The organism is Sphaerisporangium flaviroseum, from assembly GCF_039537005.1.
In the GTDB taxonomy this organism is placed as follows: domain Bacteria; phylum Actinomycetota; class Actinomycetes; order Streptosporangiales; family Streptosporangiaceae; genus Sphaerisporangium; species Sphaerisporangium flaviroseum.
Genome location: NZ_BAAAZR010000043.1, coordinates 112,835 through 127,206 on the forward strand (window position 1 = coordinate 112,835; position 14,372 = coordinate 127,206).

The 14,372-nt window shown below is 71.9% G+C and carries 11 protein-coding genes; 10 read left to right on the forward strand and 1 reads right to left on the reverse strand.

The annotated features are described in order from the left end of the window. Window positions 1-160: 160 nt before the first annotated feature. The 10 genes from ABD810_RS35370 (at window position 161) to ABD810_RS35415 (ending at window position 12,991) form a co-directional block, all read left to right on the forward strand. On the forward strand, window positions 161-559 hold the full coding sequence (locus ABD810_RS35370) for a hypothetical protein (RefSeq protein WP_344951186.1): 399 nt from the start codon (window positions 161-163) through the stop codon (window positions 557-559). Next, the gene (locus ABD810_RS35375; RefSeq protein ID WP_344951189.1) at window positions 556-1,776 is read left to right on the forward strand and encodes a DUF6395 domain-containing protein; all 1,221 of its coding nucleotides are present in this window, start codon (window positions 556-558) and stop codon (window positions 1,774-1,776) included. Before ABD810_RS35370 ends, ABD810_RS35375 begins: the two co-directional genes overlap by 4 nt. Beyond that, window positions 1,776-2,618, forward strand: a complete 843-nt coding sequence (locus tag ABD810_RS35380; protein WP_344951668.1) for a M55 family metallopeptidase — start codon at window positions 1,776-1,778, stop codon at window positions 2,616-2,618. The genes ABD810_RS35375 and ABD810_RS35380 overlap by 1 nt, the downstream gene beginning before the upstream one ends. A gap of 3 nt (window positions 2,619-2,621) precedes the next feature. Beyond that, on the forward strand, window positions 2,622-4,277 hold the full coding sequence (locus ABD810_RS35385) for a flavin monoamine oxidase family protein (protein WP_344951193.1): 1,656 nt from the start codon (window positions 2,622-2,624) through the stop codon (window positions 4,275-4,277). Between the two features lie 3 nt (window positions 4,278-4,280). Next, a complete protein-coding gene (locus ABD810_RS35390; RefSeq protein WP_344951197.1) occupies window positions 4,281-4,805 on the forward strand; it encodes a YbaK/EbsC family protein in 525 nt (174 codons plus the stop codon). 400 nt (window positions 4,806-5,205) lie between these two features. Next, complete coding sequence (locus ABD810_RS35395) at window positions 5,206-7,518, forward strand: serine/threonine-protein kinase (RefSeq protein WP_344951201.1); 2,313 nt, start codon at window positions 5,206-5,208, stop codon at window positions 7,516-7,518. Then, window positions 7,515-9,488: a protein kinase domain-containing protein gene (locus tag ABD810_RS35400; RefSeq protein WP_344951205.1), complete on the forward strand. Its 1,974-nt coding sequence runs from the start codon at window positions 7,515-7,517 to the stop codon at window positions 9,486-9,488. Before ABD810_RS35395 ends, ABD810_RS35400 begins: the two co-directional genes overlap by 4 nt. A 186-nt stretch (window positions 9,489-9,674) precedes the next feature. After that, window positions 9,675-10,898 (forward strand): serine/threonine-protein kinase, encoded by a 1,224-nt coding sequence (locus ABD810_RS35405; protein WP_344951208.1) that lies wholly within the window; start codon window positions 9,675-9,677, stop codon window positions 10,896-10,898. A gap of 350 nt (window positions 10,899-11,248) precedes the next feature. Beyond that, entirely contained in the window at window positions 11,249-12,028 is a 780-nt protein-coding gene (locus tag ABD810_RS35410) for an electron transfer flavoprotein subunit beta/FixA family protein (protein ID WP_344951212.1), read from the forward strand. Between the two features lie 9 nt (window positions 12,029-12,037). Beyond that, window positions 12,038-12,991 (forward strand): electron transfer flavoprotein subunit alpha/FixB family protein, encoded by a 954-nt coding sequence (locus tag ABD810_RS35415; protein ID WP_344951215.1) that lies wholly within the window; start codon window positions 12,038-12,040, stop codon window positions 12,989-12,991. A 218-nt stretch (window positions 12,992-13,209) separates the two neighbouring features. Here ABD810_RS35415 and ABD810_RS35420 read toward each other — a convergent pair. Next, the coding region (locus ABD810_RS35420) for an MFS transporter (protein WP_344951219.1) at window positions 13,210-14,372 on the reverse strand (1,163 nt) is incomplete at its 5' end.

Below are 14,372 nucleotides of genomic sequence, written 5' to 3' on the forward strand. Positions count from 1 at the left end.
CCGGTTCCCGCTGGGAGCGGGTGCCGGCCGTACGCCGCCAGGGCGCGGCCGGGATGGCGGGAACCGGGAGCGTTCCTCAACCTGCGAGCCCGTGAAATGTGACATAACGGTACTTGGTGCAATTCCGAGAGATCATGTTTTCCCGCTAAGGTGACCGGTCATGGCGCGGTTTGTAATGCGTGTCCTGGCACCCCTGCGGGTCCGGCGCGCCGTACTCGGCCGGTTCGACTCTCGCTACGTCACGCGGGCCGATCACCGGCAGGACGTCCGGGATTCGCTGTGGGAGGTCCAGGCGCTCAAACGCGAGCTCACGGCGCTGCGCCGCGAAGTCGAGCAACTCCGTCAGCGGGTCGCGGTCGCGAGCAAGGCCACGGCCTCCACCGATCCCGCGCTCGCGGCCAGGGTCGAGGACGCGCACCGGCTCGCCACCGAGACGGCGTCCGCCGTGGACCACGTGCTCCAGGCCGAGGTCCTGCTCTGGCAGGCCGTCGACGCCCTGCGCGAGGGGAACGAGGGCGGCGGGAACGCCGCCGGTGGGCGGGAGAAAGCGGCTCCATGAGGGTGACCTGGACGTCCGAGGGAGACGTCTGGCGGCTGCGCCTCCGGCTTGATCCGGATGAGGGGGTCACGGGCACCGTCACCGACGGCCAGCGCGTGGAACTCGCCACCGACACCTGCCATGTACGGCTGCCGCGCTCCTCGTCCGTCCATCCCGATCTGCTCGCGCTCGCCGCGTGGACGGTCGTCGCGCCGTGGACGCGAGGCAGGATCGTCTTCGACCGCCCGATCTCCACCGAACTCGCCGCGGCACTCCACAGCGGCTGGGGCGTCGAGGCGGGACCGGTCGGGGAGTCGCCGCGGTCCGGCACCCGGCTCGCGATCTCCTACAGCGGTGGCGCGGACTCGGCCGCGGTGGCCGCGATCCTGCCGGACGCGCCGCTGCTCCACTTCCGCCGCGTGAGCCACCCCCGGGTCCCGAACCGGTGGACCCACTACCGGTCCGACGTGCTCGCCCGGCTCGCGGAGAAGACGGGCAGGGACGTGACCCCGGTCGAGTCGGACCTGGAGTTCCTGCTCAGGTATCCGCGTCCCGGGTACCCCGAGCACCACGCCGTCATGGTCGGCGCCGTCCTGCTGGCGGGAACCATGGACCTCGGCGGTGTGGCGCTGGGCTACGAGATCGGATCTCGGTGGCTGGGCGGCGGCAGATACGTCCACCGGTACACCCCCGACAACCCGATGTGGTCGGCTCACGGGCCGTGGGGCCGCCTCTTCGCCGCCGCCGGGCTGCCCATCGTCCTGCCCGTGGGCGGGATCAGCGAGGCGATGACCATGCGGCTCGCGCTCGGCTCCGAACTGCGCGACCAGGTGCGCTGGTGCCTGCGCGGTGACGGCGACGGCCCCTGCGGCCGGTGCGGCAAGTGCCTGTACAAAGAGCTCATCCAGGCCGCCGTCGAACGCCGTCCGATGCGGACGACGATCACCGCCGACCGGCCGGTGGCACGCAAGTGGCAGCAGCCCCCGCCCTACGGCGGCCAGGAAATGATCGAGTACGGCTGCGCCCACGTCCCCGGCATCGAGGACACCCCCTTCGCCAGGGCCGCCGAGTATCTTCGGGCGACGCCCGAATCCACGAAATGGCTGGAGCGGTGCTACCCTCCGGCCGTCGAAGAGATCCCCGAAGCATGGCGAAAAGGGATCGAGTCGGTCATGGCCGACGACTTTGGCTTCATGCACGCGGAGGACATGAAACGGGTGGAGAGCTGGGGACGGTGATGAAGGTATACGTGTCGGTCGACATGGAAGGCGTGAGCGGGCTCACCGACCCCGAGGAGATGCACGCCGGAGGCCGTGGGTACGAGCGCGGCTGCGAGCTGATGACCGCCGACGCCAACGCCGTGGTCGCCGGGTCCTTCGAGGCAGGCGCCTCCGCGGTGATCGTCAACGACGCCCACGGCTCGACCAAGAACCTCCGCGTCGACCTGCTCGACGCGCGGGCCTCCCTCATCCGGGGCCCCGGCAAGCCGATGCGCATGGCCCAGGGGCTGTCCGCCGACTTCGAGGCCGCCTGCTTCGCCGGCTACCACGCCCGGGCCGGCGTCCAGCACGGAGTGCTCAACCACACGTGGATGGGTAAGGAGATCCACAACCTCTACCTCAACGAGGAGGTCTGCGGGGAGACCCGGCTGGTGGCCGGGTTCGCCGGCTTCCTCGGGGTGCCCGTGGCGCTGGTGACCGGCGACGAGGCCGTCTGTGAGGAGGCGCGCGACGTTCTCGGCGACGTGGAGACCGTCGCGGTCAAGAAGGGCATCGACCGGTTCGCCGCCGAGCTGCTGCCGCCGAGCGTCTCCCAGGCGCTGATCCGCGAGGCCGCGGCCCGCGCGCTGAACCGCCTGAGCGACTTCCGGCCGTACGAGGTGACGCCGCCGTTCACCCTCGGGGTCGAGTGGAACTCCACGGCCATCGCCGCGGCCTGCGCGCTCATTCCCGGCATCCGCCAGGTCGGTCCCCGGCACACCGAGTTCACCACCGACGACTACCGGGACATCATGGGCCTTCTCGGTATCTTCGCGATGCTCGCGGGTCAGGTGGCCTGCGGCAGCGGGGCCTACGGCTGATCCATGGCGAACGACGGGTTACCGCGGCCTGACAACGGCCTGACGCGGCGATCGCTGCTCGTCGGCATCGGCGCCGCAGGCGGAGCGGGCGCCATGTACGCCGCGATGGGCGTTCTGGGGCTCGCCCCCTCCAAGGACACCGCTCCTGTGCGCGCCGTCGGCGTGACCCCGCCCCCGGCGCAGTACGTCCCGCCCCAGCGCTCCGACTTCTCCCTGCGCGGGGGAACGCCCGCGACGGTGGTCGTACTGGGGGCGGGCGTGGCGGGGCTGGCTAGCGCGTACGAGCTGGGCAAGGCGGGCTACGACTGCACGGTGCTTGAGGCCCGCGACCGGGTGGGCGGGCGCAGCCTGACCCTGCGCGGCGGTGACGCCGTGACCGAACTTCCCGCCCTGGCGGCCGCCGGCACGACCCCGGCTCCGGGCGGAACCGGTGAGACCCAGCGGGTCTCCTTCGGGGAAGGGACGTACTTCAACGCGGGCCCGGCCCGCATCGCCCAGTGGATGGTGACGCTGGACTACTGCCGGGAGCTGGGCGTTCCCCTTGAGGTGTTCGTCAACAACAACGCCAGTGCCTACGTCCTCACGGCCGGAATGTCCGCGCCCGTACGCGCCCGTACGGCCCGTGCCGACGCCTACGGGTACATCTCCGAGCTGCTGGCCAAGGCCACCGACGAGGGGGCCCTGGACGCCCACCTGTCCCACGCCGACAAGGAGAGCCTGCTGGACTTCCTGACCCAGTTCGGGGAGATCGGCCCGTCGCGCGCGTACACCGGCGGCGAGCGGCGGGGGTACCGCGTGAACCCGGGAGTCGCGCCGGGCACCGAGCTCGGCGCCCCGCCCCCGCTCACCGAGGTGCTGAGCCAGGGCCTCGGCCGGATGCTCACCATGGACGCGGGCTACGACCAGGCGATGCCGATGTTCCAGCCCGTGGGCGGCATGGACGCCATCGTGAGCGCGCTGGCGCGGCAGGTGGGCGCCGGCCGCATCAGGACCGGCACGCGCGTGACGGGGATCACGAACCGGCCCGAGGGGGTCGAGGTCGCCATCGAAGGCGGCGCCCCCCTGCGGGCCGACTACTGCGTCGCGGCCCTTCCCCCGCACCTGCTCGCCCGGATCCCCGGCAACCTCGGCGCCGACGTCAAGGCGGCGCTCGCCGCCCCGGTCCCGCTGTCGGCGGGCAAACTCGGCCTCGAGTACGGCCGGCGCTGGTGGGAGCTGGAGGACCGCGTGTACGGCGGTGCCACCGAGACCGACCTGGACGTTGGCCACATCTGGTATCCCTCCCACGGGTTCCACTCCGAGCGTGGCCTGGTCGTGGGCTACTACAACATGGGCCAGGACGCCGAGTCCTACAACGCGCTGCCCCACCGTGAGCGCCTGCGCCGGGCGCTCGCCCAGGGTCACAAGGTCCACGGCGAGAAGTACGGCGCGGACCTGCTCGCCAGCGTCTCCGTCGCCTGGCGGCGGCAACCGCACATCGAGGGGGCCTGGGTGCGCTGGCCGTCGCTGGGCGGCTTCACGGTCCTGCAACGCCCGGCCGGGCGGGTCTACTTCGCGGGTGACTGGCTCACCCATCTCATCGCCTGGCAGGCGGGGGCCTTCGAGTCCGCCCGTAAGGTGGTGACCGACCTTCATCACCGTGTAATGAAAGAGGGATGACCCATGAGGCTGGGCACGCTCGACTGGGTGTCCGCGGGCGAACGGCGCGATCTGCTCGCCGACCCGGTGGCCCGCGCCGTGGAGACCATGACCGACGAGGTCGCGGTGGCGCCGATCGACCCGGCGCTGGCCGACACCGCCGCCTTCTGCGAGCGGTACGGCGTGGCGCTCCACGAGTCGGCGAACTGTGTGATCGTGGCGGCGAAACGGGGCGGCGAGACGCGTTACGCGGCCGTGATGGTCCTCGCCACGATGCGCGCCGACGTCAACGGGATCATCCGCCGCCACCTGGACGCCCGGAAGGCGTCGTTCGCCACGCAGCAGGACGCCGTCGAGCTGTCGGGCATGGAGTTCGGCGGCATCACCCCGCTGGGCCTGCCCGACGACTGGCCGGTGCTGGTGGACACCGAGGTGGCCCGGCAGCCGCACGTCGTCATCGGCAGCGGAATCAGGGGCTCCAAGTTGGCGCTGGCCGGTGAGGCCCTCACCCGCCTGAAGACCGCTGAAGTGGTCACTCTCGCCCAGTGACGTCTCGCCCCATAAGACTTTCCCGAAACGGGAAACCCTTGGGACTGGTTCATCCGTTGTACTACCGGGAATGTGGCCTCATGGTTCATCTCATGGGCGGGGTTTAAGCCGGTATGGTGCTACGTGCCGTCAAGGATCGCGGGCGGATGCCCGCGCAGAGCTCTCATCGCCACGTCGGGTTGAAGGGAGAGAGCGGTGGCCGCACGGGGGCGGTCGGCCACCGACCGGCCGGTGACAGGGGTCGCCGGCCGCGATGGCGCGCGGTTCCGTATACGGGTCGCGCCATCATCTGCCTACCGGGGATTTCCGGTAAGGGCATTGCGCAGAGTAAGCGAAGTGTGACAATTGGAGCAAGGCGCTTCCCTCCGGACACCAAAGCCGGGGCACCGCCGGAGATCAGATGAATCAGGACGACCGATTGGGCCCCTACCGGCTGCTCCGGCGGCTCGGTGAAGGCGGCATGGGCGTGGTCCATCTCGCGCTCGACTCCCAAGGCAGGCAGGTCGCCGTCAAGGTGCTGCGCGCCGAGGTCACCGGGGACGACGTCGCGCGCAGGAGGCTCGCGCGCGAGGTCGAGACCATGCGCCGGGTGCGCAGCAGGTACATCGCCGAGGTGCTCGACGCCGACGTGACAGGCAGCCGTCCCTACATCGTCACCCGTTACGTCCCGGGCCGGCCCCTGGACGACACGGTCAAGCAGAACGGCCCGCTGGGCGTCGCCGCGCTGCTGCGGGTCGCCTACGGCGTGGCCGACGCGCTCGCGACCGTGCACGCGTCCGGGGTCATCCACCGCGACCTCAAGCCCGGGAACGTGCTGCTGCTCGACGGCGATCCCGTTCTCATCGACTTCGGCATCGCCCAGGCCGTCGACGCGACCCGGCTCACCCAGACCGGCATGTTCATCGGCACCCCCGGCTACCTCGCCCCCGAGATCATCGAGGGGCACGAGGCCGGGCCGCAGGTCGACATCCACGCCTGGGCCGGCACGATGCTGATGGCCGCCACCGGCCAGCCGCCGTTCGGCAAGGGCACGCTGGAGATGGTCTTCTACAACATCACCGCGGGCAAGGCCAACATCGACGGCGCCCCCGCCATCCTGCGGCCACTGCTGCGGGCGGCGTTCCAGCGCGACCCGGCCAAGCGGCCGACCGCTGCCGAGCTTGCCGCGCAGCTCTCCCGGCTCGTGCCGCCGCGCCAGGGCCAGGGCCGCTCCAACGTGCCCGACGAGATCCTCACCGTGCCCGACATGTCCAGCGCACCGGTCACCGGGACCTCGCTGCCGCGCCCCGACCAGCTCCGTGCTCCCGTTCCGCGTCCCGACGCCCTTCACGGGGCGGGCGCCGAACCGCCGGCCACCGGGCCGTCCGGCACGGGGTCCGCCCCCGGCGGGCCGGCCTCGGCCGAGCCGCCGCGCACGGGCAGCCGGCAGGTGCCCGAGCCGCGTCCAGGCGCCGGGCCGCCCGTCTCGCCCTCGGCGCCGGCCGAGGAGTACGTCTCGCTGCTCGGCGAAGCGCCGCAGGGCCCCGGAGCGGCCGACCCGTGGCCGACGGTGCGCGTGACCGGCGAGGAGCTCCGCAGCGCGGGCATCGCCTACGAGCGGCCGGATTCCGCGGGCGTCCCAGGCCGGCCCGGTTCCAGCGGCGCGCCCGGCCTGCGGGCCGGTTCGGCCTCGTCGGCCGAGCGCGCGGGAGAGGGAGAGGTGCCCACCCGGTTCTCGCCGCCGAGCCCCTCCCAGCCGTGGAAGGCCGCCCAGCCCGGGTCGCTCGACCAGGGCGAGGTGCCCACCCGGAGGGTACGTCCAGAAGAGCTGAGCGGGCTGGACTCCCAGGCCAAGGTCTACCGCGCCACCCCGGCCGTCCCCGCGTCGCCGGCCGGCTCCTCCGGTCCTGCGGCGCCGGCCGGCTCCTCCGGTCCTGCGGCGCCCGGCCGGTCGGCCCAGCCGCCCGCGCACGGGTCGCCCGACGCGCGGCCGTACCACCACCAGGCGCTCTTCGAGCAGGCCCCCGACCTCTTCGAGATGACCCCGCACGTGCGGCAGCAGCCTTCGCCGCCGTACGTCCCGACGGTGCACCTGCCGCCGGAGGCCACACCCGGCCTGGGCGGCGACCTGCTGCGGCGCTCCCCGGTGTACGGAGTGGCGAGCGTGCTGGCGTTGATCATCGCGGTCGGCGCGGCCGTCGTGGCCCCGATCCTGATCACGGCGCTCGTCGTCCCCGCCACCGTGCTTCTCCGGGCCGCCGACATCGCCCAGCCGCGGCTCAACACCAGGCGCCCGGCCGGGGCCGCCGCGACCGACGTGCTGCGGGTACTTGGGCAGCCAGGGGCGCTGCTCAAGTCCATCGGCATCACCGTCGCGCTGGTGCCGTACGCCTTGATCCTCGGCGTGCCGGTGACGCTCGTGCTGACCTTCCTGGTGAGATCGGTGCCTGCGGGCACCGCTCTGAGCTGGGGAGTCGCCGTCTCGTTGTGGATCATCTGTGCGGGTCCGGGGGTCGAGGGGCCGGGCCGCCAGATGACCAGGACGCTGGCGTCCGCCTTCCCGTCCAAGAGCGCCGCGACGGCGCTCGCGTGGATTCTCGGCGTTCTGGCCACTCTCGTCGCGCTATACGCGGTGAGCACGCTCGTCACGCCCGTTGGGGAGGCAGTCTGGAGTCCGGTGGACATGCACACCTGGCTCGATCGGTTGGAAGGCCTTCGAAGGAAGGCAGGATGACGGGGGAAAGAGTGCCGGAGACGCTGGACAGACTCGGTCCTTACCGGCTGCTGCGCCGGCTCGGCGAGGGCGGCATGGGGGTCGTCCACCTCGGCCTCGACCAGGAGGGCAGGGAGGTCGCCGTCAAGGTCCTGCACCCCCACGTGGCGGCCGACCTCAAGGCCCGCGATCGCCTGACCCGCGAGGTCGAGACCATGCGCCGGGTGCGCAGCCCCCGCGTCGCCGAGGTCCTCGACGCCGAGCTCACCGGCGCCACGCCCTACATCGTGACCAGGTTCGCCCCCGGCCGCACGCTGGAGGAGACCGTCCTGTCGGACGGCCCGCTGTCCCAGCGTGAGGTCGTACGGCTGGCGCGCGGCCTGTCCGAGGCGCTGATCGCCATCCACGCCGGCGACGTCATCCACCGTGACTTCAAGCCGGCGAACGTCATGCTGGTCAACGGCGACCCGCTGGTCATCGACTTCGGCATCGCCCACCTGGTCAACGCGACCCGGCTGACCCAGACCGGCATGTTCGTCGGCACCCCCGGCTACCTGGCCCCCGAGATCATCAGGGATGACGAGATCACCCAGGCCGCCGACGTCCACGCGCTGGCGGCGACGGTGTTCTTCGGGGCGACGGGCAAGCCGCCGTTCGGATCGGGCTCGTTCGAGTCGGTCTGCTACAACATCATGGAGGGCCGGGCCAACATCGACCAGGCGCCGCCCTGGCTGCGTGCCTGGCTACGGGCCGCCTTCGCGGTGAACCCGGCCGCCCGGCCGAACGCCCAGGGCCTGCTGGCGATGGCCAGGTCCCTGGACCCCAACGTGACCGCCTTCCAGGAGACCTCGGGTCAGGCGGGCCGCACCCGCAGGCTCGACAGCGCCCAGGCGAGCGATCTCACCCCCGACCGCACGCATGTGATGAACGGCACGTCCGGCGCGAACGGTCTGGACGAGCTCCCGCCGACCAAGCGCACCAAGCCCGCGTCCGAGGACAGCTACTCCGACCTGCTGCCTCCCGTGCGGTACGCCGAGCGGGACCGCGGGCGCAGGTCCGATGGCAGACCGCCGCCCGCCCCCGGGGCCTACGGGGCCGATTCGCGCGCCCCCGGGTTCGCGCCGCCGCCCGCCTACCCGGCGGCACCGCCCCCGGCCTATCCGGCGGCGCCGTACGGGCCTCCCGGGCAGTATCCTCCGGCGCCCTACGTCGACCAGCGGGTGGCCGGATACCCTCCGCCGCCCGGGGCCGGACGGGGGGCCGCGCCCCCGCCTGCCCATCCTCGGCCGAACACCGAGCAGCAGCGTGGGCCAGAGCCCGAGCGCCCGCGCTACCGCACCGGGCATCCGCTGCTCTCGGCCCTGCTGCTGGCCGTGGCGGTCGGCGGGGCCCGCATGCTGCCCGTGCTGGTCAGCGTGCTGATGGTGGTCGTGGTGCTCTGCCTGCGCGTCGGAGAGTACCTCTGGAGCGATCTGGCCCAGCGTCGTTCGGTCCGGGGCAACAGCGCGAGCGATCCGCTGCTCGCCGTGCTCGGCACACCATGGGCACTGATCAGGGCCGGCCTCATGACCCTCGTGGTCACGCCGCTCGCGGCGATGTTCGCGCTGTGCGTCTGGGGCGCGCTGTACTTCATGGCCGGGATGACCACCGACACCGCGGCCGCCTTCGGGGCATCGGCCTTCGTGGCCGGCCTGTTCCTGCTTCCGGGTGGTGGGTCGCCCCGCAAGGCCGTGGCACGCACCCTCACCGCGGTGATCCGCAGCCCAGGGGCCGGGATGATCATGACGCTCGTGGCCGGCACGCTGGCGTTCTTCGTCGTGGTCGGCTCGATGTCCGCCGTCCCGTCCTGGATCCCCTGGCAGGCGCCCTCGAAGGCGATCGCCACGCTGAGCGAGCACGCGCGGAGCAGCGCCACAGGCCTGGTCGGAGGACTGGTCGAGGACCTCATGAACGACCTCGGCCTGGGGTTCCTCGCTTTCTGGGGGAAATGACACCGGGGTCATCGTCTCCTCTGCCGTGAGTGCGCGAAGCGGCCGCCGTGGACGCCGGTCGTGGGGGCCGGGTAAAGAAACCGCGTGTCCGGCCGGTCGATGGTTGTGACACCTTCGCGTTTGCACCAGCGTTGTGCGTGTCGCACGTCCGGGGCACGATGGAGTGAGCGGGCCGGAAGGAGGGGCATGAGTGTGCCGACCGCTGGTCAGCTCGGTCCTTACCGCCTGCTGTCGCGGCTGGGGGCGGGAGGGTTCGGCGAGGTCCACCTGGCTCTTGACCCCGATGGGCACACGGTCGCGGTCAAGGTGCTCCATCCGCACGTCGCCGCCGACGAGGTCGCGCTCGCCCGGCTGGCCCGCGAGGTGGAGACCATGCAGCGCGTGCGGGGGCCGCACATCGCCGAGGTGCTCGACGCTTCGCTGACCGGCGCACGGCCCTATCTGGTGACCCGATACGTCCAGGGCCGCTCCCTCGCGGCCGTCCTCGCCACCGGCGGTCCGCTGCGCGGTGAGGAGCTTGTACGGCTGGCGCGCGGGCTCGCCGAGGCGCTGGCGTCCATTCACGAGGCCGGCATCGTCCATCGTGACCTGAAGCCGGCGAACGTCATCCTCGGCGACGGGGAGCCGTACGTCATCGACTTCGGCATCGCGTGCGCGCTCGACTCCGCCGGGGTCACCGCCTCGGGGACCGTGCTGGGCACCCCCGGATACCTGGGGCCCGAGGTCCTGGAGGGCCGGGAGACGGGCTCGGCGGCCGACGTGTTCGCCTGGGGCGCCACCGTCGCCTACGCCGCCTCGGGCCGGCCGCCGTACGGCACCGGCCCGGCGCCCGCGGTGGCCTACCGCGTGGTGCACCACGAGCCCGATCTCACCGACGTCCCCTCGTGGCTGGTGCCGCTGCTCGGCGACTGCCTGCGTGCGGACCCCGCGGCCCGGCCCACGGCGGCGCAGCTCTGCGCCAGGCTGGGGATGGCCGCGCCACCGGTGACCGTGCCGCCCCAGCGGGGGCGCGTCCCCGATCATGCCGAGCCGGTCACCGAAGAGTGGCGGCCCGAGAAGCGAGACGCCCCGGGCTCCGTGGAGGAGGCCCGGGCCCGGCATCGCGACAAGGTGCGCAAGCGCTGGGTGGTGGGCGCCGGTGTCGTCTCCGGTCTGGTGGCCGCCGCCGTGCGTCAGTACGTACCGGAGATGTCACTGCTGGTCCTCGCGGCGTACGGGGTCGGCGTGCTGGCCGACGCGGGGCTGGGGGTGGCCGCCGGAGCTCGGGCGCGTGTGCTGTTCGACCTGGTCAGCGGAGCGGGTACCGTCGGACTGTACCTCGCGTTGATCGCGCTCTTCAGCCCGGTCACACTGCTTCTGGCCCTGGCCACCGTGATGGTCGTGCTGGTGTTGGTCGCGTTCGCCGGATGACGAGGGCGGCGCGTGGCGGCTCGGCGGGAAGACGGCTCTGGAATAAAGTTCGGTATGCTGGGAAGCGAAGCCGGAGGGCCGCGCGAGCCACGCGCGGTCGTGGATTTGCCGCAAAGCTACTAGCGGGTAACATAATACGGAGTGATAGGACGAAGCTGCCGACACGGAGATCGTCTGAAGCCACCCGATGTCACCGCGCCCGCAGGCGCATGACAGTCTGAAGGCGGCTCCTGGTGCCGGTCACCGGGCAGCCCGCACGACGTGTGCGTACCCCGCGTGCACGTGCCGAGGAATCGGCGCCAGCCCAGCGATGTGGTGGCGCCTGTGAAACGGGAGGTCGGCCACCGGCCATGAACATCGTCGTCTGCGTGAAGCAGGTCCCCGACACGGCGACCGAGCGCAAGCTGAGTCCCGAAGACAACACGCTCGACCGTGACGCCGCGGACGGCGTCATCAACGAGTTGTGTGAGTACGCCGTCGAAGAGGCGCTCAAGATCAAGGAAGCCCACGGCGGTGAGGTGACCGTCCTCACGATGGGTCCGGGCAAGGCCTCCGACACGATCCGCAAGGCTCTGGCGATGGGCGCCGACAAGGCCGTCCACCTCGTCGACGACGCCCTGCACGGCTCGGACGCCCTGTCCACCTCCTACGCCCTGGCCCAGACGCTGAAGAAGATCGGGTTCGACCTGGTCGTCCTCGGCTCGGAGTCCACCGACGCGCGCATGGGCGTGCTCGCCGCCATGCTCGCCGAGCGTCTCGGCGCGCCGCAGCTCACGTTCGCCCGCAAGGTCGACATCGACGGATCGACGATCACGATCGAGCGCGTCACCGACTACGGCTTCGACCGGGTCGAGGCCACGCTGCCCGCCGTCGTCTCCGTGGTGGAGAAGATCAACGAGCCGCGGTACCCCTCCTTCAAGGGCATCATGGCCGCGAAGAAGAAGCCGGTGCAGACCCTCGGCGTCGCGGACGCGGAGATCGACGCCTCCCAGGTCGGCCTGGGCGCCGCATGGAGCGAGGTGGCCGAGTTCGTCGTCGCGCCGCCGCGCGCGGCCGGCACCATCGTCAAGGACGAGGGCGACGGTGGCTCGAAGGCCGCCGACTTCCTCGCGTCGAAGAAGTTCATCTAAGGGGGACCGATGGCTGAGATTCTGGTTCTCGTCGAGCATGTCGACGGCGCGGTCAAGAAGGTCACCCTGGAGCTGCTGACGCTGGCCCGCTCGCTGGGCTCCCCGTCGGCCGTGTGGGCCGGTCCGGGCTACTCGGCGGACGCCAAGTCCAAGCTCGCCGAGTACGGAGCGGAGAAGGTCTACGTGGCCGACTCCGCCGAGATCGCCGACTTCGTCGTCGCGCCGAAGGTCGAGCTACTGGCCCAGCTGGTGTCCTCCGCCTCTCCGGCGGCGGTCCTCGTGGCCGCGACCGCCGAGGGCAAGGAGGTCGCCGGGCGTCTGGCGATCAAGACCGATTCCGGTGTCATCACCGACGCGGTCGGCCTCGGTGACGGCTTCGTCGCCGAGCAGTCCATCTTCGGCGGTGGCGTCAACGTCAGGTCCAAGGTCGCCAAGGGCACCCCGATCGTCGCGGTCCGTCCCAACTCCACCGCCCCCGAACCCTCCACGGGAGCGGCGGCCGAGGAGCAGGTGTCGGTGTCGCTGTCCGACGCGGCCAAGGCGGCCCGGGTCGTCGAGCGCGTCAAGCAGGAGAAGGGCGCCCGTCCCGAGCTCGCCGAGGCGGCGATCGTGGTCTCCGGTGGCCGCGGAGTCGGGTCGGCGGAGAACTTCTCGATCATCGAGAGGCTGGCCGACACCCTCGGCGCCGCCGTCGGCGCCTCGCGCGCCGCGACCGACGCGGGGTGGTACCCCCACCAGTTCCAGGTCGGGCAGACGGGCAAGACGGTGTCGCCGCAGCTCTACATCGCGGCGGGCATCTCCGGGGCCATCCAGCACCGGGCCGGCATGCAGACCGCCAAGACGATCGTGGCGATCAACAAGGACCCCGAGGCTCCGATCTTCGAGCTGGCCGACTTCGGCGTCGTGGGAGATCTGCACCAGATCGTCCCTCAACTGGCCGAAGAGGTGGAGAAGCGGAAGTAAGCACCTGACGTGCCCCCCGGCCGCACGGCCGGGGGGCACGTTTTCTTTGACCTCGTTAGCCGACTAGGCAATGCCGCTAGCCAGCTAACGAAAGATATGGCTCACGGATCTCGGTCTTGGGGACAAGCGTGTCCTCGTCACCGGCGCGTCGAGCGACATCGGCCGCGCGACGGCGGTCGCCTTTGGCGCGGAGGGCCGCCCAGCCCTGACCCGCGGGGTCAGGCGGCCAGCTTCAGCGGCTCCTGCTCCGGGAGCTCGTGGATCTCCACTCCGGGCGTACGGGCCCCGGTGCGGGGCAGGAAATGCGCGGCCACCGCGATGAACACACCGAGCACGACGGCGACGCCCAGCGCGACCCGGAGCGTCGTGGCGTGGGAGACGAAACCGATCACCACCGGGCCGAGGAGCAGGCCCGCGTAGCCCATGGCACCGGTCTGGGCGATGGCCGGGCCGGGGTCGCCGGTGGCCGTGCCCGCGAGCGAGATCGCCATCGGGGACACCGTCGCGACGGTGAGCCCGATGAGGACCATCCCGGCGACGGCGACCACCGCCGAGGACGTGGTGATCACCAGGGCGAAGGTCACGGCCGTACCGAGACCGGACGCCATGATCAGACGGCGGGCGCCGAGCCGGGTACGCAGCCGGTCACCCGCGAGGCGGGTCACCAGCATTCCCGCCTCGAAGATCGGGTAGCCGAGGGCCGCGACCGCCTCGGGGGCGCCGATGGTGTCGCGCAGGAACAGGCCGTTCCAGTCCGCGACCGCGCCCTCGACCATGAACGCGCCGAAGGCGATCGCGCCGAGCAGGTACACCAGCGGTGGCATCCGCCGCCGGCGCTCGCCCGAGGCGCGCGGTACGGAGACCGGGTCCGGCAGGAAGCCGCCGCTGAGCACGTAGGCCACCGGGGCCGACACGAGGGCGACCACCGCCAGGTTGGCGGTGAACGACATCCCGAGGGAGATGGCGAGGGTGCCGAGCAGGCCGGCCGAGATGGCGCCCACGCACCAGCCCGCGTGCATGCCGTTCATCAGCGGGCGGCCGTAGGCGCGCTCCACGGTGGAGCCCTGGGCGTTCATCGCGACGTCGACGGCGCCGAAGAACATGCCGAACAGCGCCGCCGCCACGACCATCGAGGGGAACGACGGGGCGAAGGCCACCCCCAGGAGGGAGGCCGCGCAGAGGGGGGCTCCGGCCCGCAGCACCGCGCGGCTGCCCGCCCTCGCCATGACACCCCGCATGGCCTGCATGGTCACCAGCGCCCCCACTCCCCACGCGAGGAGCACGACGCCGACCGAGGCTTCGGATATGCCGAGCCTGTCGGTCAGCGCGGGGATGCGCACGGTGAACGTGCCGCACATCAGGCCGGCCAGGACAAAGGTGA